This window comes from Pseudomonas libanensis, assembly GCF_001439685.1.
Classification (GTDB): Bacteria; Pseudomonadota; Gammaproteobacteria; order Pseudomonadales; family Pseudomonadaceae; genus Aquipseudomonas; species Aquipseudomonas libanensis.
Window position 1 is genome coordinate 334,287 of the sequence record NZ_JYLH01000001.1, and the last position, 23,033, is coordinate 357,319.

Consider the following 23,033-nt stretch of genomic DNA (forward strand, 5'->3'; position numbering starts at 1 on the left):
AAAGCGGAATGCCGATATGTCTGATTTGAAAACTGCCGCTCTCGAATACCATGCCCATCCTCGTCCAGGAAAGCTGAGTGTAGAGCTCACCAAAGCCACTGCCACTGCTCGCGACCTGTCGCTGGCCTACAGCCCTGGTGTTGCCGAGCCCGTACGTGAAATCGCCCGTGACCCAGAACTGGCGTACAAGTACACCGGCAAAGGCAACCTGGTTGCAGTGATTTCCGATGGCACCGCGATCCTTGGCCTGGGTAACCTCGGCCCATTGGCGTCCAAGCCAGTCATGGAAGGTAAAGGCGTGCTGTTCAAGCGCTTTGCCGGCATCGACGTTTTCGATATCGAAGTCGATTCCGAGAGCCCGCAGGCGTTCATCGACACGGTCAAGCGCATATCCATCACCTTCGGTGGCATCAACCTGGAAGACATCAAGGCACCTGAGTGCTTCGAGATCGAAAAGGCCCTGATCGAGCAGTGCGACATTCCGGTATTCCACGATGACCAGCACGGCACCGCCATCGTTACCGCAGCCGGCATGATCAATGCCCTGGAAATCGCCGGCAAAACCCTGGGCGAGGCGAAGATTGTCTGCCTGGGCGCCGGCGCTGCGGCCATTTCCTGCATGAAGCTGATCATCAGCATGGGCGCCAAGCTGGAAAACATCTACATGGTCGACAGCAAGGGCGTGATCCAGTCCGAGCGTACCGACCTGAACCAGTACAAGGCGATGTTTGCCCATCCGTCCTCCAAGCGCACCCTGGCTGACGCCCTCGACGGTGCCGACGTGTTCGTCGGCCTGTCCGGCCCGAACCTGCTGAGCGCCGAAGGCCTGAAGTCCATGGCACCGAACCCGATCGTGTTCGCCTGCTCCAACCCGGATCCGGAAATCTCGCCTGAGCTGGCCCACGCCACTCGCAGCGACGTGATCATGGCCACCGGCCGTTCGGACTATCCGAACCAGGTCAACAACGTGCTGGGCTTCCCATTCATCTTCCGTGGTGCCCTGGACGTTCGCGCCAAGCGCATCAACGAAGAAATGAAAGTGGCCGCCGCCAACGCCCTGCGTGAACTGGCCAAGCTGCCGGTGCCTCAGGATGTCTGCGACGCCTACGGCGGCGCCAAGCTGGAATTCGGTCGCGAATACATCATTCCCAAGCCGATGGACAAGCGCCTGATCACCCTGATCTCCGATGCCGTGGCCAAGGCCGCCATCGAGACCGGCGTGGCGACCCTGCCGTATCCGAAGCACTATCCGCTGCAGAGCGTGGATGATGTGTTCAACGGCTAAGCCGTTGTAGCGCACCAACAAAAAGCCCCGGCTCTCACGAGTCGGGGCTTTTTTGTGGCTTGCGATTCACGCGAGTCTTGTGCGGATCCAAGTGTGGGAGCATGCCCGCTCCCACATTAGGTCTATGCCAGGCTGCAGAACCCGTCAGAACAAGTCGATCGGCGCGCCTTCATCCGCCGGCAGCGGGCTGCCCGGCACCACGCCGTTACCCAGCTCGTTGACCGACGGCGGCGTGTCTTCGCTTTTGAACAGCTCGAAGTACGCATTCGGCGTGCTCGGCGACGCTGCGCGGCCACTCACCGGGTCGATGCGCAGGCTGAGGATGCCTTCCGGTTCGGGCTGGGTGTGCAGTGGCTTGTCCTTCAACGCGGCGCCCATGTAACTCATCCAGATCGGCAGGGCGACGGTGCCGCCAAACTCGCGGCGGCCCAGGCTTTCAGGCTGGTCGTAGCCGGTCCACACAGTGGTCACGTAATCGCCGTTATAGCCAGAGAACCAGGCGTCCTTGGATTCGTTGGTGGTACCTGTCTTGCCGGCGATATCTGCGCGGCCCAGGGCCAGTGCGCGGCGGCCGGTGCCCTTCTTGATCACGTCTTGCAGGATGCTGTTGAGAATATAGGTGGTACGGCCATCCACGATGCGCTCGGCAACTGCCGGGGCTTGCGGTTCGGTGGTCGCGGGGGCGGTTGCCGCAGGCGTCGTGCCTGGGGTTGGCTCAATGGTGATACCGCCATTACTCGGTGCCGCGAGGCCATCGGTCGCTGCCACCCCATTGACCACGTCGCCCGGCACCCGCGGTGGGTTGGCGGTGAACAGCATGTCGCCATTGCGGCTTTCGATCTTGTCGATCAGGTACGGCGTGATCTTGTAGCCGCCGTTGGCAAAGGTACTCCAGCCGGTGGCGATCTCCATCGGTGTGAGGGTAGCGGTGCCCAGGGCCAGGGACAGGTTTGGCGGCAGGTCGGACTTGGCGAAGCCAAAGCGCGTCATGTAGTCGATGGTCTTGCCCACGCCCATTGCCTGCAACAGGCGAATCGACACCAGGTTGCGCGACTTGTACAGCGCTTCGCGGATACGGATCGGGCCGAGGAAGGTGTTGGTATCGTTTTTGGGTCGCCAGACCTTGTCCAGGTATTCATCGACAAACACGATCGGCGCGTCGTTGACCAGGCTGGCGGCGGTGTAGCCGTTGTCCAGCGCCGCGCTGTAGACGAATGGCTTGAAGCTCGAACCCGGCTGGCGCTTGGCCTGGGTGGCGCGGTTGTAGTTGCTCTGCTCGAAGGCAAAACCGCCGACCAATGCACGGATCGCACCGTTCTGCGGGTCCAGAGACACCAGGGCGCCCTGGGCGACCGGCACCTGGCTGAACTTGAGGCTGTCGTCCTTCTGGCGTTGCACGCGGATCAAATCGCCCACCTGGGCCACGTCGGACGGTTGCTTGGGCATCGGCCCCATGCTGTTGGTATTCAGGAACGGCCGCGCCCATTTCATGCTGTCCCACGCCACATGCGCTTCGCCGGTACGGGTCAGCACCTGGATGCCGTCTTTTGTCACCTGGGTGACGATGGCCGGGTCCAGGCCGCTGATGGAGCGCTGCTTGCTCAATTCGGTGGTCCACGCGCTCAGGGTCTTGCCGGGCAGGCGCGATTCCGGACCGCGGTAGCCGTGGCGCTGGTCGTAGGTGATCAGGCCTTCATGTACCGAGTTGTTGGCGATTTCCTGCAAGTTGCTCGGAACCGTCGTGGTCACGCGAAAGCCTTCGGTATAGGCGTCGCTGCCATAGCGGCCGACCATCTCGGCACGGGCCATTTCGGCGATATACGGCGCATTCACTTCCGGCGTCGGCACGTGATAGCTGGCGTTCAGCGGCTCGGCCACAGCGCTTTCGTAGGCGGCCTGGTCGATTTTGCCCAGCTTGTACATGCGCCCCAGGATCCAGTCGCGCCGCTCTTTGCTGCGCGCCGGGTTGGCCAGCGGGTTAAAGCGCGACGGGGCCTTGGGCAGGCCGGCAATCATGGCCATCTGCGCCAGGCTGGCGTCACGAATCGACTTGCCATAGTAGACCTGGGAGGCGGCCTCGATGCCGTAGGCGCGGTTGCCCAGGTAGATCTTGTTGACATACAGCTCGAGGATTTCGTCCTTGGTCAGCTGGCGTTCGATCTGCAGCGCCAGCAGGATCTCGGTGGCCTTGCGGGAAAAACTGCGCTCGCTGGTAAGGAAGAAGTTCTTCGCCACCTGCATGGTAATGGTGCTGCCGCCGGATTGAATGTGTCCGCTTTTTACCAACTGCGTGGCCGCACGCACCAGGCTGCTGGGGTCGACACCGTAGTGGTTGGCGAAATTGTCGTCTTCGGCAGACAGCAAGGCGCTGATGAAATTGGGCGGAATATCGGCGAAACGGATCGGTGTACGGCGCATTTCGCCGAACTCCGCGATCAGTTTTTCATCGCTGCTGTAGACCCGCAGAGGAATCTGCAACTGGATACTTCTGAGGGCCTCTACGGAAGGCAAACCCGGACTAAGGTAGAGGTAGGCCCCGCTGAGCACGAGCAGCAGCCCGCAGACGATGGCGACAATGGAGTACCCGAAAAACTTCAGCAGACGAATCAAGGCTTTTGGATTTCCAGAGAAAAGAATGAGTTACGCGTCGGGGCATGCATGGCTAACGATGGATCGACCCGGGCAGCAGATAAAAAGCGGGAAAAAACGCTGGGCATTAAAGCATTTTTCAGCTTGGGGCGTCATTCGCGTGCCTTGAACAAGCCGACCGGATGCAAGGTGTCTGGCAGCAATCAGACGATACGACAGCCGATATGACAGGGAAAGTTTTGGGGAGTTTTATGGGAAAGGGATTTTTCAGGCGAAAAGTCGACACCGTCCTGGGGGTCGATATCAATGACAGCAGCATCAGGTTGATCGAGCTGGGCCGTTCAGCGGGTGTTTTCAGCGTCCAGGGCTACGAGACCCAGGCCCTGGCGGCCCATGCGGTGGTCGACGGTGCTCTGTTGGACCTCGAAGGCGTGGGGCGGGCATTGCAGCAGGCATTATCGCGCTTGCGGCCCTCGGCTCGGAGCGCCGCCGTGGCGGTGGCGGGCCCTTCGGTGATCACGCGGTTGATCGAAATGGATGCAGGCCTCAGCGACGAGCAAATGGCCTGGAAGATCCAGATGGAAGCCGATCAGTTTATTCCTTATCCATTGGATGACGTGGCCATCGACTTTCAGGTCCGGGGCCCGTCGGCCCAGGGGGAGCAATGGGTCGAAGTGATGTTGGCAGCGTGCCTGCGCGAGCAGGTCGAGGCGCGTGAAAAGGTTTTCGCCCTGGCGGGGCTGGTGCTGCAGGTGGTAGATGTGGAAGAGTTTGCATTGGAGCGCGCTTGCCGTCAGGATTTTGCCAGCTTCGCGCCGGGTCATCGAGTCGATGGCGCACAATGGGCCGTGGATGCCCGAGGGATGGGAGTGGCTTGCGGGTTGGCCCTGAGGAGTTTCGCTGGATGATACGAATCAATCTTTTGCCTTGGCGCCAGGCGCTGGCGGAACGCAGGCGTAGATATTTCCTGATGCTGATGCTGGCGTTCGCCTGCTTGGCGCTGGCCGCGGTCTGGCTGGCTGACCAGGTGATCGATCAGGCGATAGATCGGCAGGTAAGCCGCAACAATCGGCTGGGTGAGGATATTGCCGTACAGGATTCACGAATCAGGACCATCGGCGACCTGCAGGAGCGCAGCCAGCAATTGGCCGAACGCATGAAGGTTGTGCAGGATCTGCACGACGCCCGTTCTTCCGGTGCCCGGCTGTTCGATCAGTTGGCTCGCGCAGTGCCCGAGGGCGTACATCTGCATGAGGTGGTGGCGAACGGCGATACCATCAGTATCCGCGGCAGTGCTGAAAGCCATCAGGATATCGCCCAGTTGATGCGTCGGCTCGAGGCCACGCAAGGCGCTCACGCGACTCGTCTGCAGCGCGTGCAGGCCGAAGGCGAGCGCGGCGAAAGTGAATTTCAGCTAATGGTGCGCCAGGGGGAAACCGTCGAGGCGCAACCATGAGCCTGTCCAGGCTCGACGTTTCCACGCTTTCCCACAACGCCGCCAAATGGCCCTTGCCCTGCCGGGTCCTGCTCGGTTGTGCGCTGGCCGGCCTGGTGCTGCTGGTGGGTGAGGCTTTGTACCTGGGCCCGTCGCGGGAGCGGTTGCAGGGGGGCGAGGCGCGGGGGCATGCGCTGCAACAGCAGCTTGCAGAAAAAACCGGATTGGCTACCAGTCTGGAGGCGCGTGCCGATCATTTGCGCGTGATGGAGGATAAGGTCGTGAGCCTTCTGCGGCAGTTGCCCGCAGAGTCCGAAGTGCCTGCCTTGCTCGAAGATGTTGCCCGGCTGGCGGTTGCCAATGGTGTATGGGTCGAGGGCATTAAGGTGCTGGATGAGGAGCCTCGGCAGCTCTACACCGAACAACCTATGCAGATGGGCGCGATCGGGGCCTACCACGACCTGGCGGCGTTCGTCAGTGCCTTGGGTGGGCTGCTGCGGGTCGTCACCGTGCAGGATGTCACGCTTCGGCCTGAGGGTGCCTTGCTGCGTCTGGATATGTTGGCCAAGACCTATCGAGGCATCACGTCAAGCGGCCAGGCCCTCCAGGCGCTCGAGCCAGGCCCGCGATTTGTCTACGACCCTTCAACCCTGCGCGATCCGTTCCAGTCGCCCACCTTGCAGGTCGCCCGCGTGCCCGGTCGGCCGGCGCTTTCGCCGGATCTCACCCGGCCACGGGGGCTGCTGGAGGGCATGACCATCGATCAGTTCGAAATGGTCGGCACACTGTCCAATGGCGTGCAGGCTTTCGCTTTGCTGCGTGCGGGATCATTGGTGCATCGCCTGGCGGTCGGTGATTACCTTGGGCCGGACCACGGCCAAGTCACGGCCATTCAAGACGGTTATATCGAATTGGTCGAGCTGTTCCCCGATGACCAGGGCGCATGGCTGGAACGCCCGCGAACCCTGGTGTTGAACGTCAACTCATAACGGAATCAAACAATGAAAAGGACTTTCTCGTCCTTCGGTGTGGCGCTATGGATAGCGTTCTCGGCACCGATGGCTGGCGCTGTGCCCAATCGCCCGGACCTGATCCACCTGCCGCCGCCTGACCGTGCCTTGCCGGTCAGCTATACGGGCGAAAAACTGACCCTCAATTTCCAGGACATCGACCTGCGGGCGGTATTGCAGCAAATCGCCGATGTCGCCGGGCTCAACCTGGTGACCAGCGACGAGGTGCAGGGCTCGATCACCCTGCGGCTCAAGGACGTGCCCTGGGACCAGGCGCTGGACCTGGTGCTGCAAACCAAGGGCCTGGACAAGCGGGTGAAGGCCGGCGTGTTGCTGGTGGCGCCCGCCGATGAATTGGCCGCTCGCGAACTGCTGGTGCTGGAGTCGCGCAGGCAGATGGCCGAGCTGGCACCGTTGCGTCGGGAATTATTGCAGGTCAATTACGCCAAGGCTGCGGACCTGGCCAAGCTGTTCCAGTCGGTGACCGGTTTTGAGGGTGCCACGGATGAACGCGGCTCGGTGGCGGTGGATGACCGCACCAACAACATCATCGCCTACCAGACCGGCGAACGGCTGGAAGAGCTGCGGCGCATCGTGGCGCAGTTGGATATCCCGGTACGCCAGGTGATGATCGAGGCGCGAATCGTCGAGGCCAATGTCGACTACGACAAAAGCCTGGGCGTGCGCTGGGGTGGGCGGCTCAGCCGCGGCAACTGGGGCGCCGGAGGTATTTCCAAGCCCCTGGCGGACGGCGCCGAGCCCCCGCAAAGCCCGCCCGGTTCACCCTTCGTCGACCTGGGTTCGCTGACCGGTACGTCGGGGCTGGGTATCGCCTACATCACCGACAACCTGTTGCTGGATCTTGAACTGACGGCGATGGAGAAAAGCGGCAACGGCGAAATCGTTTCGCAGCCCAAGGTGGTCACGTCCGATAAAGAGACTGCACGCATACTCAAAGGCACCGAGATTCCCTACCAGGAGTCCACCTCCCAGGGTGCTACCTCGGTGTCGTTCAAGGAAGCGTCCCTTTCACTGGAGGTCACGCCGCAAATCACCCCCGATGACCATGTGATCATGGCGGTCAAGGTCACCAAGGACGAGCCCGACTACCTGAACCGGCTCAATGACGTGCCGCCGATCAAGAAAAACGAAGTCAACGCCAAAGTGCTGGTCCGGGATGGCGAGACCATTGTCATCGGCGGGGTTTTCTCCAATACCCAAAGCAAAGTGGTAGATAAAGTGCCATTTTTGGGCGATGTACCGTATCTTGGCCGCCTTTTCCGGCGCAATGTGCTGTCGGAGAAAAAATCCGAGCTGCTGGTATTCCTGACTCCGCGTATTATGAATAACCAGGCGATTGCTGTGAGTCGTTGATTCTGTGCGAAATTTGATTCTTGTAGGACCGATGGGGGCTGGAAAGAGCACCATCGGCCGTTTGCTGGCCAAAGAGCTGCGCCTGCCATTCAAAGACTCCGATAAGGAAATTGAATTGCGCACGGGTGCCAATATCCCATGGATCTTCGATAAGGAAGGCGAGCTGGGCTTTCGCGACCGCGAGCAGGCGATGATTGCCGAACTGTGCGGCTGCGATGGCGTGGTGTTGGCGACCGGCGGTGGCGCAGTGATGCGCGATGAAAATCGTCGGGCGCTGCATGCCGGCGGTCGGGTGGTGTATTTGCACGCGTCGGTCGAACAGCAGGTAGGCCGCACCGCCCGTGATCGCAATCGCCCGTTGCTGCGCACTGCTGACCCGGCGAAAACCTTGCGGGACCTGCTTGCACTACGCGATCCGCTGTATCGGGAAATCGCCGATCTGGTGGTGGAAACCGATGAACGGCCACCGCGAATGGTGGTGCTCGATATTCTTGAGCGCCTGCAGCGACTGCCACCCCGTTAAAGCCTGGCCCGAAATGCGCTATTCTCGGCGGCGCGCCATAACCTTGCGAGGTGTGGCGTAGAGCTATCAAGCGGTGTCGGATCACGGCGCTGCCGGTCGTCAATATATCTTCAACGCGGGGACACATGCAGACACTTAAGGTCGATTTAGGCGAGCGCAGCTACCCGATCCACATTGGCGAAGGTCTTTTGGACCGGCCCGAGCTGCTTGCACCGCATATTGCCGGTCGGCAGGTGGCGATCATCTCCAACGAAACGGTCGCGCCGCTGTATCTTGAGCGTCTGAGCCGCAGCCTTGCGGCGTATTCGGTGATCTCTGTGGTGTTGCCTGACGGCGAAGCCCACAAAAACTGGGAAACCCTGCAACTGATTTTTGATGGCCTGCTGACTGCGCGTCATGACCGTCGAACTACCGTGGTCGCCCTGGGTGGCGGTGTGATCGGCGACATGGCCGGTTTTGCCGCGGCCTGCTACCAGCGCGGCGTGGACTTTATCCAGGTGCCGACCACCCTGTTGTCCCAGGTCGATTCGTCGGTGGGTGGCAAGACCGGTATCAACCACCCGCTGGGCAAGAACATGGTCGGTGCGTTCTATCAGCCTCAAGCCGTGCTGATCGATACCACCACCCTCAACACCTTGCCGCCGCGGGAGCTGTCGGCGGGCCTGGCGGAAGTCATCAAGTACGGGCTGATCTGCGACGAACCCTTCCTGACCTGGCTCGAAGAACACGTAGATGCCCTGCGTGCACTCGACCAGGTGGCCCTGACCGAAGCGATTTCCCGCTCGTGCGCCGCCAAGGCGCTGGTGGTCAATGCCGACGAACGGGAGTCCGGCGTGCGCGCCACCCTGAACCTGGGCCATACCTTCGGCCATGCGATCGAAACGCACATGGGCTATGGTGTGTGGTTGCATGGGGAAGCTGTAGCAGCTGGCACTGTGATGGCATTGGAAATGTCGCAGCGCCTGGGCTGGATCAGCGCCCAGGAGCGCGATCGTGGCATCCGCCTGTTCCAGCGCGCCGGTTTGCCGGTCATCCCGCCGACGGAGATGACTGAGGCCGATTTCCTCGAACATATGGCAATAGACAAGAAAGTGATCGACGGTCGACTGCGGCTGGTGCTGTTGCGCCACATGGGCGAGGCGGTGGTGACCGACGATTATCCGAAAGAGATTTTACAGGCCACGCTGGGAGCGGATTACCGCGCCCTGGCCCAGCTTAAAGGTTAATAAGATCCCGATGACTAGTTTGCATGCCGACGAGGCGTTCCTCGGCCATTATCACTTGAGCCATGACCCTTTCGCTCCACGGGTGCCTGGCTTCAAATTCTTCCCGGCCCAGCGCAAGCCCGTGCTGGGGCAACTGCACCACCTGGCACGCTACAGCCAGCTGCTGCTGGTGGTCACCGGCCCCTTGGGCAGCGGCAAGACCTTGCTGCGCCAGGCGCTGGTCGCCAGCACTAACAAGCAATCGGTGCAGAGTGTGGTGGTCTCGGCCCGTGGCGCCGGCGATGCTGCAGGTGTGCTGCGCCAGGTGGCCCAGGCGCTGGATGTGGCCAATGCCGAGCCAAACGCCATTCTCAAGCAGGTGGTGCAACTGGGCCTGACCGGCCAGGAAGTCTATCTGCTGGTGGACGACGCCGAGCAGCTTGACGAATCTGCCCTCGAAGCGCTGCTGGCGCTTGCTGCGGGCACGCCGGAAGGTCGCCCCCACGTGTTCCTGTTTGGCGAGTCGTCGTTGATCGCCGATCTGGAGCAGATCAGCGGTGATCAGGAGCTGTTCCATGTCATTGAGCTGCAGCCCTACGAAGAGGAAGAAACCCGCGAATACCTGGCCCAACGTCTTGAAGGCGCCGGGGCGGGTATCGAACTTTTCTCCGCTGCGCAGATCTCTGATATTCACGAAAGCTCCGATGGCTGGCCTGGCAACATCAACCAGGTTGCCCGCGATGCAATGATCGAAGCCATGATTGCCAGCCGCTCAGCGGTCAAGCGTCCAAAGATGGGGTTCACTATGCCTAAGAAGCACGTATTGGCTATTTCCGCCGTTGTCGTGGTCGCTGTTGCCGCCGCCTGGTTGATCCCGGGTCGCAATAAAGCACCGACAACTACCGGCGCGCCAACTGAGCAGGCGCAGTTGCCACTGGGCAAGCCCACGCCGAACGTCGAGTTCGCCAACTCCGGCCAACCGACCAACCTGCCGATGGTTGGTCAGCCTGTAATGCGTGGCCCGCTCGCCGAAGAAGCCGGTGGTATCTCCGAAGGCGACGACGGTGTGCCGGTGGAAGGCTCCAGTGCCACGCCGCCGACCGTGACCACCACCGCGCCGCCTGCCGGCGTACCGGCTGGCACGCCAGCAACCCCGGTAGCGCCTGCCGCACCGGTAGCGCCAGTTGCCAAGCCGACCCCGGCGCCGACGGTTGCCACAGCCAAGCCCGCAGCGCCAGTGGCCAAGCCGGCACCCGCACCCGCACCTGCGGCCAAGCCTGCTGAAAAACCCGCCGCCACCGTGGCCAAGGCCGGTGCCGCCGGCAGCAGCTGGTACAGCAGCCAGCCTACCGGCAACTTCGTAGTGCAAATCCTCGGCACCAGCTCCGAAGCCAACGCCCAGGCGTTCGTCAAAGAGCAGGGCGGCCAGTACCGTTATTTCAAGAAAGTGCTCAACGGCAAGCCTCTCTACGTGATCACCTACGGCAGCTTCCCAAGCCGCGCCGCAGCCGATTCTGCCATCAAGGCCTTGCCAGCGAAGGTTCAGGCTGGTAAACCTTGGCCTCGCACTGTTGCCAGCGTTCAACAAGAACTGGCAGCAACTCGCTGAAGATCCGGCGGCCTTACCCAGGCCGCCCTCCCGGCACCTCAAAAAAATCCGCAAGTGCGTGCAGTCTCCCGAGACCGCGCGCTTTGTGGTGTCTGCGTCACAGTGGCTTTTGAGTCGTAGCGGTCAGAATTAAAAAAGTTTTGACTAGCACAGCATATCGCTTTAAACCTTTCATAAATGCGACATAGATTTGCGACATTTCGTCGCTAAATTTGTGAGCGTCTGTGTCGGTGTGTACAATGACCTCCCTTTTGCCCCCGCTAAGCCGGCGTACGTTCGGCGTGGAAGGTAACCGGTTGAATTGAAAAGAAATTTGCCTCGATATAAGAGGCAGCCTGGTGAGAAAGTGTCTATGAAAGCAGGTCTGTACCAACCCGATGAATTCAAGGATAACTGCGGTTTCGGCCTGATAGCCCACATGCAGGGCGAGCCCAGTCATACCCTTTTGCAAACGGCCATCGAGGCCCTGACCTGCATGACCCACCGCGGTGGGATCAACGCCGACGGCAAGACCGGTGACGGTTGCGGCTTGCTGATTCAAAAGCCCGACCAGTTCCTGCGCGCTGTCGCCAAAGAGCAATTTGCAGTCGAACTGCCCAAGCAGTACGCCGTGGGCATGGTGTTTTTCAACCAGGACCCGGTAAAAGCCGAAGCCGCTCGCGAGAACATGAACCGCGAGATCGTTGCCGCCGGCCTGCAACTGGTCGGATGGCGCAAAGTGCCCATCGACACCAGCGTACTCGGCCGCCTGGCCCTGGAGCGCCTGCCGCAGATTGAACAAGTGTTCATCGCCGGCGACGGCCTGAGCGACCAGGACATGGCGATCAAGCTGTTCACGTCCCGTCGTCGTTCGTCGGTGCTCAACGCCGCCGACACCGACCACTACATCTGCAGCTTTTCCCACAAGACCATCATTTACAAAGGCCTGATGATGCCGGCGGATCTCACCGCCTTTTATCCGGACCTGAGCGATGAGCGTCTGCAAACCGCGATCTGCGTGTTCCACCAGCGCTTCTCCACCAACACCCTGCCGAAATGGCCGTTGGCCCAGCCGTTCCGCTTCCTCGCCCACAACGGCGAGATCAACACCATCACCGGCAACCGCAACTGGGCCGTGGCCCGTCGCACCAAGTTCGCCAACGATTTGATGGATCTCGAAGAGCTCGGTCCGCTGGTCAACCGCGTGGGTTCCGACTCCTCCAGCATGGACAACATGCTCGAACTGATGGTTACCGGCGGCATCGACCTGTTCCGTGGCGTGCGCATGATCATTCCGCCTGCGTGGCAGAACGTCGAGACCATGGACCCGGACCTGCGGGCGTTCTACGAATACAATTCGATGCACATGGAACCCTGGGACGGCCCGGCTGGTGTGGTCATGACCGATGGCCGCTATGCAGTGTGCCTGCTCGACCGTAACGGCCTGCGCCCGGCACGTTGGGTTACCACCACCAACGGCTTCATCACCCTGGCGTCGGAAATCGGCGTGTGGAACTACAAGCCGCAAGATGTGATTGCCAAAGGCCGCGTTGGCCCGGGCCAGATTCTGGCTGTGGACACCGAGACCGGGCAGATCCTCGACACCGACGCCATCGACAACCGCTTGAAGTCCCGTCACCCGTACAAGCAATGGCTGCGCAAGAACGCCCTGCGCATCCAGGCGACCATGGAAGACAACGACCACGGTTCGGCTTTCTACGATGTCGACCAGCTCAAGCAGTACATGAAGATGTACCAGGTCACGTTCGAAGAGCGCGATCAGGTACTGCGTCCGCTTGGCGAACAAGGCTACGAGGCCGTCGGCTCCATGGGCGACGACACGCCGATGGCCGTGCTGTCCCAGCGCGTGCGCACCCCGTACGACTATTTCCGCCAGCAGTTCGCCCAGGTCACCAACCCGCCGATCGACCCGCTGCGCGAAGCCATCGTGATGTCCCTGGAAGTGTGCCTCGGTGCCGAGCGCAACATCTTCCAGGAGTCGCCCGAGCACGCTTCCCGCGTGATCCTCAGCTCGCCGGTCATCTCCCCGGCCAAGTGGCGCTCGCTGATGACCCTGGAGCGTCCAGGCTTCGACCGCCAGATCATCGACCTGAACTACGACGAGAGCCTCGGCCTTGAAGCCGCTGTGCGTAACGTTGCCGACCAGGCCGAAGAAGCCGTGCGCGCCGGACGTACCCAGATCGTGCTGACCGACCGTCATATCGCGCCAGGCAAGCTGCCGATCCATGCTTCGCTCGCCACCGGCGCGGTGCACCACCGTCTGACCGAAAAGGGCCTGCGTTGCGACTCCAACATCCTCGTTGAGACCGCTACCGCCCGTGATCCGCATCACTTTGCAGTGCTGATCGGTTTCGGCGCGTCGGCGGTGTATCCGTTCCTGGCGTACGAAGTGCTCGGCGACCTGATCCGTACCGGTGAAGTCCTGGGCGACCTCTATGAGGTGTTCAAGAACTACCGTAAAGGCATCACCAAGGGCCTGCTGAAGATCCTGTCGAAGATGGGCATCTCCACGGTCACCTCGTACCGTGGTGCGCAACTGTTCGAAGCCATTGGCCTGTCGGAAGAAGTCTGCGAGCTGAGCTTCCGTGGTGTGCCGAGCCGCATCAAGGGCGCACGTTTCGTCGACATCGAAGCCGAGCAGAAAGCCTTGGCGTTGGAGGCCTGGAGTGCGCGCAAGCCGATCCAGCAAGGTGGCTTGCTCAAGTTTGTGCATGGTGGCGAATACCATGCCTACAACCCGGACGTGGTCAGCACTTTGCAAGCCGCCGTGCAGCAGGGCGACTACGCCAAGTTCAAGGAATACACGAGCCTGGTGGATAACCGCCCGGTATCGATGATCCGCGACCTGTTCAAGGTCAAGACCCTGGACACGCCGATGGACATCAGCGAAGTCGAGCCGCTGGAATCGATCCTCAAGCGCTTCGACTCTGCCGGTATTTCCCTGGGTGCCTTGTCGCCCGAGGCCCACGAGGCCCTGGCCGAAGCCATGAACCGCCTGGGTGCGCGTTCCAACTCCGGTGAAGGCGGCGAAGACCCGGCGCGCTACGGCACCATCAAGAGCTCGAAGATCAAGCAGGTCGCCACTGGCCGTTTCGGCGTGACCCCGGAATACCTGGTCAACGCCGAAGTGCTGCAGATCAAGGTAGCCCAGGGCGCCAAGCCTGGTGAAGGCGGCCAGTTGCCAGGCGGCAAGGTCAACGGTCTGATCGCCAAGCTGCGTTATGCGGTGCCGGGCGTGACGCTGATCTCTCCACCGCCGCACCACGACATCTACTCGATTGAAGATTTGTCGCAGCTGATTTTCGACTTGAAACAAGTCAACCCGCAGGCCCTGGTCTCGGTAAAACTGGTCGCAGAAGCCGGCGTCGGCACCATCGCCGCCGGTGTGGCCAAGGCCTATGCCGACCTGATCACCATCTCCGGCTACGACGGCGGCACCGGCGCTTCGCCGCTGACCTCCATCAAGTACGCCGGTGCGCCGTGGGAGCTCGGCCTGGCCGAAACCCACCAGACCCTGCGCGGCAACGACCTGCGTGGCAAGGTGCGGGTACAGACCGACGGCGGCCTGAAAACCGGCCTCGACGTGATCAAGGCTGCGATCCTCGGCGCCGAGAGTTTCGGCTTCGGCACCGCGCCCATGATCGCGCTGGGCTGCAAATACCTGCGCATCTGCCACCTGAACAACTGCGCTACCGGCGTGGCGACCCAGAACGAGAAGCTGCGCAAGGATCACTACATCGGCACCGTCGACATGGTGGTGAATTTCTTCACCTACGTCGCCGAAGAGACCCGTGAGTGGCTGGCCAAGCTGGGCGTGCGCTCCCTCGAAGAGCTGATCGGTCGTACCGACCTGCTGGACATCCTCGAAGGCCAGTCCGCCAAGCAACAACACCTGGACCTGACGCCGCTGTTGGGCAGCGATCACATCCCGGCAGACAAGCCACAATTCTGCCAGGTGGACCGCAACCCGCCGTTCGACAAAGGCCTGTTGGCCGAGAAGATGGTCGACATGGCAGGGAGCGCGATCAATGACGCCAGCGGTGGCGAATTCGCCCTGGATATCTGCAACTGCGACCGGTCCATCGGCGCACGCATCTCCGGCGAAATCGCGCGCAAGCACGGTAACCAAGGCATGGCGAAAGCGCCGATCACCTTCCGCTTCAAAGGCACGGCGGGCCAGAGCTTCGGCGTGTGGAACGCCGGCGGCCTGCATATGTACCTGGAAGGCGACGCCAACGACTACGTGGGCAAGGGCATGACCGGTGGCAAGCTGGTCATCGTTCCGCCGGCCGGCAGCGTCTACAAGACCCAGGACAGTGCCATCATCGGCAACACCTGCCTGTACGGCGCCACCGGAGGCAAGCTGTTCGCCGCCGGCACTGCCGGCGAGCGCTTCGCCGTGCGTAACTCCGGTGCCCACACCGTGGTGGAAGGCACCGGCGATCACTGCTGCGAGTACATGACCGGCGGCTTTGTCGCGGTACTGGGCAAGACCGGTTACAACTTCGGTTCGGGCATGACCGGCGGTTTCGCCTACGTGCTCGACCAGGACAATACCTTCGTCGACAAGGTCAACCACGAGTTGGTCGAGATCCAGCGGATCAGCGGCGAAGCCATGGAGTCCTACCGGAACCACCTGCAGCACGTGCTGGACGAGTACGTCGAGGAAACCGGCAGCGAATGGGGTCGTGAACTTGCCGAGAACCTCGATGATTACCTGCGTCGTTTCTGGCTGGTCAAGCCCAAGGCTGCCAACCTGAAATCCTTGCTCTCCAGCATCCGTGCCAACCCGCAGTGATATGCGCCTGAACAGTTTGATGAGGTTTTAACATGGCTGAACGTCTGAATAACGACTTCCAGTTCATCGATGTCGGGCGCAAAGATCCGAAGAAGAAACTGTTGCGTCAACGCAAGAAAGAGTTCGTGGAAATCTACGAACCCTTCAAACCCCAGCACTCGGCCGACCAGGCCCACCGCTGCCTGGGGTGCGGTAACCCGTATTGCGAATGGAAGTGCCCGGTGCACAACTTCATTCCCAACTGGCTCAAACTGGTGGCCGAGGGCAATATCCTCGCCGCCGCCGAGTTGTCTCACCAGACCAACACCCTGCCGGAAGTCTGCGGCCGGGTGTGCCCGCAGGACCGTCTGTGTGAAGGCGCCTGCACCCTCAACGACGGCTTCGGCGCGGTAACCATCGGCTCGGTGGAGAAGTACATCACCGACACCGCGTTCGCCATGGGTTGGCGCCCGGACATGTCCAAGGTCAAGCCGACCGGCAAGCGCGTCGCGATCATCGGCGCGGGGCCGGCGGGCCTGGGCTGTGCCGACGTATTGGTGCGTGGTGGCGTGACCCCGGTGGTGTTCGACAAGAACCCGGAAATCGGTGGCCTGCTGACCTTCGGTATCCCTGAGTTCAAGCTGGAAAAAACCGTACTGAGCCACCGTCGTGAAGTGTTCACCGGCATGGGTATCGAGTTCCGTCTCAATACCGAAATCGGCAAGGACATCACCATGGAGCAACTGCTCGCCGAATACGATGCAGTGTTCATGGGCATGGGCACCTACACCTACATGAAGGGCGGCTTTGCCGGTGAGGACTTGCCGGGCGTGTATGACGCGCTCGACTTCCTGATCGCCAACGTCAACCGCAACCTGGGCTTTGAAAAGTCGCCGGAAGACTTCGTCGACATGAAAGGCAAGAAGGTCGTGGTGCTTGGCGGTGGCGACACCGCGATGGACTGCAACCGTACGTCGATCCGCCAGGGCGCCAAGTCGGTGACCTGCGCTTATCGCCGTGACGAAGCCAACATGCCCGGCTCGCGCAAAGAGGTGAAGAACGCCAAGGAAGAAGGGGTGAAATTCCTCTACAACCGCCAGCCGATTGCCATCGTCGGTGAAGACCGTGTCGAAGGTGTGAAGGTGGTCGAGACCCGTCTTGGCGAACCTGACGCCCGTGGCCGTCGCAGCCCCGAGCCTATCCCGGGTTCCGAAGAGATCATCCCGGCCGACGCCGTGGTCATCGCTTTCGGCTTCCGCCCAAGCCCGGCGCCATGGTTCGAGCAGTTCGAGATCCAGACCGACAGTCAGGGCCGCGTCGTCGCCCCGGAGCAAGGCCAGTACAAGCACCAGACCAGCAATCCGAAAATCTTCGCCGGTGGCGACATGGTGCGCGGGTCGGACCTGGTAGTGACGGCGATCTTCGAAGGCCGCAATGCCGCCGAAGGGATCCTGGACTACCTGCAGGTCTGATCAAATTTCAGTCTGAAATGCGATCAAATGTGGGAGCTGGCTTGCCTGCGATGCAGGCAACTCGGTCGGTCAGCCAGACCCAGTTGATGCTATCGCAGGCAAGCCAGCTCCCACACAAACCTCATTTCACATTGAGGTTTGTGTTGCCAGTCATTGCGACAAATTGACCCGATAGATAAAAGGCACGGCGCATTCCGTGCCTTTTGCGTCGCGCTCTGAGAAAATGCCCGCACTTTTTTTGCGGATGCCGACATGACTGCCCTCAAGAACGACCGTTTCCTTCGTGCCCTGCTCAAGCAACCCGTAGACGTCACCCCGGTGTGGATGATGCGTCAAGCCGGTCGCTACCTGCCGGAATACCGCGCCAGTCGCGCCCACGCCGGCGACTTCATGAGCCTGTGCATGAATCCTGCGTTCGCCTGCGAAGTCACGATGCAGCCGCTGGACCGTTACCCACAACTGGACGCGGCCATCCTCTTTTCCGACATCCTCACCATCCCCGACGCCATGGGCCAAGGCCTGTATTTCGAAACCGGCGAAGGCCCGCGCTTCAGGAAAGTCGTCAGCACCCTGGCCGATATTGAAGCCCTGCCGATTCCTGATCCGCACAAGGACCTCGGCTACGTGATGGATGCGGTCAGCACCATCCGCCGCGAGCTGAACGGCCGCGTGCCGCTGATCGGCTTCTCCGGCAGCCCCTGGACCCTGGCCACCTACATGGTCGAAGGCGGCTCGTCGAAAGACTTCCGCAAGACCAAGGCCATGCTCTATGACAACCCGCAAGCCATGCACCTGCTGCTGGACAAGCTCGCGCAGTCGGTCACCTCCTACCTCAACGGCCAGATCATGGCCGGCGCCCAAGCGGTGCAGATCTTCGATACCTGGGGTGGCAACCTGTCGGCGGCGGCGTACCAGGAATTCTCCCTGGCCTACATGCGCAAGATCGTCAGCGGCCTGATCCGCGAGCACGAAGGCCGCAAGGTGCCGGTGATCATGTTCACCAAGGGCGGCGGCCTGTGGCTGGAAAGCATCGCAGACGCCGGTGCCGATGCCCTGGGCCTGGACTGGACCTGCGATATCGGCGAAGCCCGCCGCCGCGTTGGCAGCCAGGTCGCGCTGCAAGGCAACATGGACCCGACCGTGCTCTACGCCAAGCCGGAGGCGATCCGTACCGAAGTCGGGCGCATCCTGGCCAGCTATGGCAAGGGCACCGGTCACGTGTTCAACCTCGGCCATGGCATTACGCCGGAAGTGAACCCGGAGCATGCGGGTGCGTTCCTGCGTGCAGTGCATGAGCTGTCGGCGCAGTACCACGAGTGACGGTTGCCTGATAAAGAACGCCCGGCTTAGGCCGGGCGTTCTTGTTTGTGGTCAGCAGACGTATGGTGCTTGTAGTGTCCGTCATTGCGGACATAATGAGCTTCCTATGCTTATAAGTCCGTTATAGGTGACATTATGTTGCTGACTACTCCACCTGACCTGGGCGAAAGGATACGACAACTGCGTCGGGCCAAGGGCTTTAGCCAGGCGCAACTGGCGGACCGGGCCAAGTGCAACCGCAAGACCATCATTGATCTGGAAGCGGGTGAAAATGTCGCGATGTACACGGTGTTCCGGGTGATTTCTGCACTGGGTATGGCCCTGGAAGTCGTGGATAAACGCATCGATCTCAAATCCTTGGCCGATCTGGTGGAGCACGATGAGTAGAATCAAGTTGCTCAATGTTGTGACACCCCAGGGGCATGCAGGCGATTTGTCTAAAGGCTCGCAATTCTCGTTTTCTTATTCATCTGCTGATGCCGGATGCGAAGTATCCCTGGTCATGCCCTACGACCCGACACCTGCGGTCAGTAACGTACTGCATCCGATTTTCGATATGAACGTACCGGAAGGTTTTCTGGCCGATCAAATCAAGCGACGGATGGCCAAGTACATGCAGGTAGACGAGATGCGCCTGTTATCGGTGATCGGCGGTAACCAGATCGGGCGGCTTACCTACCAGAACCCTGTCGGGGCATCAGTACCCGTGAAGGCTCAGGTGGGCCTCCAGCAAATACTGTCAGCCGATACCTCCCAGGGTGTATTCGAGTTCCTTGTGGAGACGTATTTCGAGTCGGGTATTTCCGGTGTGCAACCCAAGGTACTGGTGCCTGACTTGGACAAGCTGACTGGCAGCCGCAAGACCATGCTCAGTTCTGACCTGATCGTGAAGTCGGGTGCCGATGAATACGTTCACCTGGCACAGAACGAGTTCCTCTGTATGGAAGCTGCGCGCATAGCAGGCATGGAAACACCACCTTTCTGGTTGTCCGAAGGGGGTGATCTGTTTGTGATGGAGCGCTTCGATTTGACCTCGACCGGGCGGCTGGGTTTTGAGGACATGGCCGTTCTGTTGGGACTCAACAAAGATCCCCACGACAATTACAAGTACTCGCAGAGCTACGAGACCCTCGCTGCGGTGATCAATCATGTCTGTGCGCAGGGTGATCCGTTACGCGAGCTTGAGCGGTTCTTCTCTTCGGTTTGCTTGTCGGTCATGGTGCGTAATGGTGACGCGCACCTGAAAAACTTCGGTGTGATCTACACCCATCCTGGAGCCCGAGAAACAGTGCAATTAGCGCCTGTCTTCGATGTCACCACCACTACTGTGTATGAGAACTACAATCCCAAGTCCGGTCGTTCATTGGTTGATCGCACCTTGGCGATAAAAATGAACAAGGTCAAAACCTATCCGGACCGCCAGCAACTGATGGAGTTTGGTCGTAAGCATTGTGGGGTGGAGAAGCCTTGGGTGATCATTGAGCGAATCGCCGAGGCAATGTCCGAGGCGCTCGTTGCCCATCAAGCGCGTATCGATATCGAGCTGTTTTCGGCAATGCAGGCGGAGTGGGATGGAGGACGTGCCATGGCACTTCATGATTCGATCGGCACTGGAATGAAGCGAAAGCCCATTGCGAAAAAACCGCTGTGAAGCGGTTTTCTCGTTAAACAGTACCTCAAGCTGCTGTGCGTCCCAGCGGTGGCAACTTCGCCAGCTTCAACGCCACCAGCAGCGCGCCAATCAGCAGCGCAACGATAAACGCCCCGATCCCATTCCACCCTGCAAAGTGCCAGAAGAACCCACCCGCCGTACCCGCAATACTCGATCCCACGTAGTAGCAGAACAAGTAGAGCGACGACGCCTGCCCCTTGGCTTTCACCGCACGGCGGCCGATCCAGCTGCTGGCGACCGAGTGGGCACCGAAGAAGCCGAAGGTGAACACCAGCATGCCCGGCACTACCAGCCACAGCGGCGTGAACAGCGTCAGGGCCATGCCGGCGAGCATTAGCACGATGGTGCCCCACAGCACGCGGCGGCGGCCGAGGCGGTCGGCCAGGGAGCCGATCTTGGCCGAGCTGTAGATGCCCGAGAGGTACACCAATGACAGCAGGCCGACCACCGCCTGGCTCAGCTCGTAGGGTGAGGCCAGCAGGCGATAACCGATGTAGTTGAACATCGTCACAAAGGCACCCATCAGCAGGAAGGCTTCAAGGAACAGCCATGGCAGGCCCGCATCCTTGAAGTGCATGACAAAGCCATCCAAGAGGCTGCGTGGCTTGAGGCTGCTGGCGCGGAAGTTGCGCGATTCGGGGAGGATCTTCCAGAACACCGTGGCGGCGATAAGCGCCAGGGCACCGATGATCAGCATTGCGATGTGCCAGCTGACGAAGTCAATCAACACGCCGATGATCAGGCGCCCGCTCATGCCGCCAATCGCGTTGCCACCGATGTACAAACCCATGGCCAGGCCGATGTGCTGCGGGTGGATCTCTTCGCTGAGGTAGGTCATCGCCACGGCGGCCAGGCCGCTCAGGGACAGGCCCACCAACGCCCGCATCAGCAGAATCCCCTCCCAGGTCGGCATCAGACCGCTGGCGATGGTGGCCAGCGCTGCGCAGAACAACGCGGCGACCATCACCGGCTTGCGCCCCAGCCTGTCGGAAATTGGCCCGGTAACCAGCAGGCCGCAAGCAAGCATCGCGGTCGCGACGGACAGAATCAGGCTGCTTTGCGCGGCATTGATGGAAAACTCGTGGGACAACGCCGGCATCATCGGCTGTACGCAATACAACAGGGCAAAGGTGGCAAACCCGCCGGAGAACAGCGCCAGCACCGTGCGCATGAACATCGGCGTGCCTTTTTCGATGTACGCGTCGTTGAGCTGCGCCACCACTTCATCGAGGGCGGAGGGAGGAGTTTGTTGGGTGAGTGGAGCAACAGCAGAATTCACGGGGACCTCGGGGAGGAAGGACTGCCAGGACCGACAATGCAAAAAAGAATATAGCTGCCTAATGATTCTTTCCAATATATTGTTCGACCTGTTTGATATGTTTTACGACCTAATGAGGGATGCATGGAATTACGTCATCTGCGGTACTTCATCGCTGTCGCCGAAGAACTGCATTTTGGCCGCGCCGCGCAGGTGCTGGGCATCTCGCAGCCGCCCCTGAGCCAGCAGATCCAGGCGCTGGAACACGAGCTGGGCGCACGCTTGTTCGAGCGTACCAATCGTCGGGTCGAGCTGAGCGAGGCCGGGCGCTTGTTCTTGCAAGAGGCACGGCTGGTGCTGGCCCAGGTCGACAAGGCGGCAGATGTGGCGCGGCGTGCGCAGTTGGGGGAACTGGGTGAATTGAAGATCGGCTTCACCTCGTCTGCGCCGTTCAACGCCAGCATTCCCCGGGCGATCTTTGCCTTCCGCCAAGCTTTCCCGGCGGTGCATCTGAACTTGCAAGAAATGAGCAGCACCCAAGTGGCCGAGTCGCTGGTGGATGAGTCGATTCAGGTGGGGCTTATGCGGCCTTTGCCCTTGCCCGACTCGCTGAGCGTGGTCGAGTTGATGCGCGAACCCTTGGTCGCGGTACTGAGCGCCGGCCACCCGTTGGCCCAAGGCAGTGAGCGCGGCTTGCACCTGGAGCAATTGGCCGAGGAGCCTTTTGTGTTCTTCCCTCGCAGCTACGGCAGCGGCTTGTACGCGCAGTTGCTCAACCTGGCCCGCGACGCCGGGTTCAGCCCGCACTTTGCCCAGGAAGCGGGCGAGGCGATGACTATCATTGGGCTGGTGGCGGCGGGGTTGGGGGTATCGGTGTTGCCGGCGTCTTACCAGCGCATCCGCATTGATGGGGTGGTCTATCGCACCTTGCTCGACCCGCAGGCGGTGACGGCGGTGTGGCTGGTGCAACGCAAGGGCGCGCAAACACCGATGGCGAAGGGGTTTGTGGAGTTGTTGACGCGTAGGGCCGCTCAATAACCTGTGGCGAGGGAGCAAGCTCCCTCGCCACAGGGGAGTCAGTTTTGGGGCGAAGTATTTGCTTCATTCACGCTGTAAGTACGCAACCCCGCAAGAATATCCCGATCCAGCATGCTCACCCAACGGTTGTAGTTGCGATGGATCTTGCCGTCCTTGTAGCCCAGGTCGCGGCTGTCGCGGTAGGTGATGGCGTAGCTGTTGCGGGTGTAGCGGATGTCGATCGCAGCGTAGAACTGGCCGCGCACGGTGATCTCGGCCTGCACCAGCTGCGGGCTCAGGCGTTGTACCGTCCACTCGCGTTTTTGCAGAGCGGCGACGATCACTTGTTTCATTTTTTCTTCGCTGACCTGGCTGGTGGCCGGCAACTCATGCTGGGTGTTGAGCACCGGCTTGCTGGTACACCCGGCGGTGGTCAGCAGGGCCAGGGTGATCAGGGTGGCGCGTAGCAGGGAAGACATTCCGCTTT

General features: G+C 60.9%; 17 protein-coding genes. 14 read left to right on the forward strand and 3 right to left on the reverse strand.

Annotated features, from left to right (window positions below; translation table 11 throughout):
• Positions 1 to 16 precede the first annotated feature (16 nt).
• Positions 17 to 1,285, forward strand: coding sequence for a malic enzyme-like NAD(P)-binding protein (locus tag TU73_RS01460; RefSeq protein WP_034117342.1), 1,269 nt, complete (start codon positions 17 to 19; stop codon positions 1,283 to 1,285).
• Positions 1,286 to 1,429: 144 nt separating this feature from the next.
• On the opposite strand, the gene TU73_RS01465 is transcribed toward TU73_RS01460, so the two are convergent.
• Positions 1,430 to 3,892: a penicillin-binding protein 1A gene (locus tag TU73_RS01465; protein WP_370881246.1), complete on the reverse strand. Its 2,463-nt coding sequence runs from the start codon at positions 3,890 to 3,892 to the stop codon at positions 1,430 to 1,432.
• Positions 3,893 to 4,125: 233 nt separating this feature from the next.
• Between TU73_RS01465 and pilM the strand changes: the two genes are divergently transcribed.
• The 12 genes from pilM to TU73_RS01525 all read left to right on the forward strand — a co-directional run bounded on the left by pilM (position 4,126) and on the right by TU73_RS01525 (position 20,250).
• Positions 4,126 to 4,782, forward strand: coding sequence for a type IV pilus biogenesis protein PilM (gene pilM / locus TU73_RS01470; protein WP_057010862.1), 657 nt, complete (start codon positions 4,126 to 4,128; stop codon positions 4,780 to 4,782).
• Positions 4,779 to 5,330, forward strand: a complete 552-nt coding sequence (locus tag TU73_RS01475; RefSeq protein ID WP_057010653.1) for a PilN domain-containing protein — start codon at positions 4,779 to 4,781, stop codon at positions 5,328 to 5,330. The genes pilM and TU73_RS01475 overlap by 4 nt, the downstream gene beginning before the upstream one ends.
• Positions 5,327 to 6,298: a pilus assembly protein PilP gene (locus TU73_RS01480; RefSeq protein WP_057010654.1), complete on the forward strand. Its 972-nt coding sequence runs from the start codon at positions 5,327 to 5,329 to the stop codon at positions 6,296 to 6,298. Before TU73_RS01475 ends, TU73_RS01480 begins: the two co-directional genes overlap by 4 nt.
• 69 nt (positions 6,299 to 6,367) lie before the next feature.
• On the forward strand, positions 6,368 to 7,693 hold the full coding sequence (locus tag TU73_RS01485) for a type IV pilus secretin PilQ (protein ID WP_057010655.1): 1,326 nt from the start codon (positions 6,368 to 6,370) through the stop codon (positions 7,691 to 7,693).
• A gap of 4 nt (positions 7,694 to 7,697) precedes the next feature.
• Complete coding sequence (aroK, locus tag TU73_RS01490) at positions 7,698 to 8,216, forward strand: shikimate kinase AroK (protein WP_003187914.1); 519 nt, start codon at positions 7,698 to 7,700, stop codon at positions 8,214 to 8,216.
• Positions 8,217 to 8,341: 125 nt separating this feature from the next.
• On the forward strand, positions 8,342 to 9,442 hold the full coding sequence (gene aroB, locus TU73_RS01495; RefSeq protein ID WP_057010656.1) for a 3-dehydroquinate synthase: 1,101 nt from the start codon (positions 8,342 to 8,344) through the stop codon (positions 9,440 to 9,442).
• Between the two features lie 10 nt (positions 9,443 to 9,452).
• The gene (locus tag TU73_RS01500) at positions 9,453 to 11,030 is read left to right on the forward strand and encodes an SPOR domain-containing protein (protein WP_057010657.1); all 1,578 of its coding nucleotides are present in this window, start codon (positions 9,453 to 9,455) and stop codon (positions 11,028 to 11,030) included.
• A 352-nt stretch (positions 11,031 to 11,382) separates the two neighbouring features.
• Positions 11,383 to 15,828 carry a glutamate synthase large subunit gene (gene gltB / locus TU73_RS01505; protein WP_057010658.1) on the forward strand — a complete coding sequence of 1,482 codons (4,446 nt, stop codon included), beginning with the start codon at positions 11,383 to 11,385 and terminating at the stop codon, positions 15,826 to 15,828.
• A gap of 32 nt (positions 15,829 to 15,860) precedes the next feature.
• A complete protein-coding gene (locus tag TU73_RS01510; RefSeq protein WP_003187920.1) occupies positions 15,861 to 17,279 on the forward strand; it encodes an FAD-dependent oxidoreductase in 1,419 nt (472 codons plus the stop codon).
• Positions 17,280 to 17,531: 252 nt separating this feature from the next.
• On the forward strand, positions 17,532 to 18,599 hold the full coding sequence (gene hemE / locus TU73_RS01515; protein WP_057010659.1) for a uroporphyrinogen decarboxylase: 1,068 nt from the start codon (positions 17,532 to 17,534) through the stop codon (positions 18,597 to 18,599).
• A gap of 135 nt (positions 18,600 to 18,734) precedes the next feature.
• Positions 18,735 to 18,986, forward strand: a complete 252-nt coding sequence (locus TU73_RS01520; RefSeq protein ID WP_057010660.1) for a helix-turn-helix transcriptional regulator — start codon at positions 18,735 to 18,737, stop codon at positions 18,984 to 18,986.
• The gene (locus TU73_RS01525; RefSeq protein ID WP_057010661.1) at positions 18,979 to 20,250 is read left to right on the forward strand and encodes a type II toxin-antitoxin system HipA family toxin; all 1,272 of its coding nucleotides are present in this window, start codon (positions 18,979 to 18,981) and stop codon (positions 20,248 to 20,250) included. The genes TU73_RS01520 and TU73_RS01525 overlap by 8 nt, the downstream gene beginning before the upstream one ends.
• Positions 20,251 to 20,275: 25 nt before the next feature.
• On the opposite strand, the gene TU73_RS01530 is transcribed toward TU73_RS01525, so the two are convergent.
• A complete protein-coding gene (locus tag TU73_RS01530) occupies positions 20,276 to 21,493 on the reverse strand; it encodes an MFS transporter (protein ID WP_414860430.1) in 1,218 nt (405 codons plus the stop codon).
• A gap of 180 nt (positions 21,494 to 21,673) precedes the next feature.
• Here TU73_RS01530 and TU73_RS01535 point away from each other — a divergent pair, with 180 nt between their 5' ends.
• The gene (locus tag TU73_RS01535; RefSeq protein WP_057010662.1) at positions 21,674 to 22,567 is read left to right on the forward strand and encodes a LysR family transcriptional regulator; all 894 of its coding nucleotides are present in this window, start codon (positions 21,674 to 21,676) and stop codon (positions 22,565 to 22,567) included.
• Positions 22,568 to 22,605: 38 nt separating this feature from the next.
• Here the strand turns inward: TU73_RS01535 and TU73_RS01540 are convergent, their stop codons facing one another.
• Positions 22,606 to 23,025: a hypothetical protein gene (locus TU73_RS01540; protein WP_003187927.1), complete on the reverse strand. Its 420-nt coding sequence runs from the start codon at positions 23,023 to 23,025 to the stop codon at positions 22,606 to 22,608.
• Between the last annotated feature and the right edge of the window lie 8 nt (positions 23,026 to 23,033).

Excerpts from the sequence above, each read along its gene's own strand:
- hemE (WP_057010659.1), top strand. The coding sequence starts at position 17,532 with ATGACTGCCCTCAAGAACGACCGTTTCCTTCGTGCCCTGCTCAAGCAA.
- TU73_RS01480 (WP_057010654.1), top strand. The coding sequence starts at position 5,327 with ATGAGCCTGTCCAGGCTCGACGTTTCCACGCTTTCCCACAACGCCGCC.
- TU73_RS01540 (WP_003187927.1), bottom strand. The coding sequence starts at position 23,025 with ATGTCTTCCCTGCTACGCGCCACCCTGATCACCCTGGCCCTGCTGACC.
- TU73_RS01520 (WP_057010660.1), top strand. The coding sequence starts at position 18,735 with ATGTTGCTGACTACTCCACCTGACCTGGGCGAAAGGATACGACAACTG.
- TU73_RS01500 (WP_057010657.1), top strand. The coding sequence starts at position 9,453 with ATGACTAGTTTGCATGCCGACGAGGCGTTCCTCGGCCATTATCACTTG.
- TU73_RS01510 (WP_003187920.1), top strand. The coding sequence starts at position 15,861 with ATGGCTGAACGTCTGAATAACGACTTCCAGTTCATCGATGTCGGGCGC.
- pilM (WP_057010862.1), top strand. The coding sequence starts at position 4,126 with ATGGGAAAGGGATTTTTCAGGCGAAAAGTCGACACCGTCCTGGGGGTC.
- TU73_RS01535 (WP_057010662.1), top strand. The coding sequence starts at position 21,674 with ATGGAATTACGTCATCTGCGGTACTTCATCGCTGTCGCCGAAGAACTG.
- TU73_RS01460 (WP_034117342.1), top strand. The coding sequence starts at position 17 with ATGTCTGATTTGAAAACTGCCGCTCTCGAATACCATGCCCATCCTCGT.
- TU73_RS01475 (WP_057010653.1), top strand. The coding sequence starts at position 4,779 with ATGATACGAATCAATCTTTTGCCTTGGCGCCAGGCGCTGGCGGAACGC.
- TU73_RS01485 (WP_057010655.1), top strand. The coding sequence starts at position 6,368 with ATGGCTGGCGCTGTGCCCAATCGCCCGGACCTGATCCACCTGCCGCCG.
- aroB (WP_057010656.1), top strand. The coding sequence starts at position 8,342 with ATGCAGACACTTAAGGTCGATTTAGGCGAGCGCAGCTACCCGATCCAC.
- gltB (WP_057010658.1), top strand. The coding sequence starts at position 11,383 with ATGAAAGCAGGTCTGTACCAACCCGATGAATTCAAGGATAACTGCGGT.
- TU73_RS01525 (WP_057010661.1), top strand. The coding sequence starts at position 18,979 with ATGAGTAGAATCAAGTTGCTCAATGTTGTGACACCCCAGGGGCATGCA.